Origin of the sequence: Duganella sp. FT27W, assembly GCF_009295655.1 — a bacterium.
Taxonomy (GTDB): Bacteria; Pseudomonadota; Gammaproteobacteria; order Burkholderiales; family Burkholderiaceae_D; genus Rugamonas; species Rugamonas zoogloeoides.
Genome location: NZ_WHIV01000047.1, coordinates 1 through 252 on the forward strand (window position 1 = coordinate 1; position 252 = coordinate 252).

Genomic DNA, 252 nt, shown 5'->3' on the forward strand with positions numbered 1-252 from the left:
CAGAAGTAGGTAGCTTAACCGCAAGGAGGGCGCTTACCACGGTAGGATTCGTGACTGGGGTGAAGTCGTAACAAGGTAGCCGTATCGGAAGGTGCGGCTGGATCACCTCCTTTCTAGAGTAGCACTCATCATCAAGCGTTCACACTTATCGACTGTCAATCAAGAAGAACAGCATTTGGGGCTGTAGCTCAGCTGGTTAGAGCACCGTGTTGATAACGCGGGGGTCGTTGGTTCGAGTCCAACCAGCCCTAC

General features: G+C 52.8%; 1 tRNA gene and 1 rRNA gene. Both read left to right on the forward strand.

The features are described from left to right. A 16S ribosomal RNA gene (locus F8197_RS28395) occupies positions 1-113 on the forward strand; the annotation flags it as partial. A 64-nt stretch (positions 114-177) separates the two neighbouring features. Then, positions 178-251 (forward strand) — tRNA-Ile (locus F8197_RS28400). Position 252 lies beyond the last annotated feature (1 nt).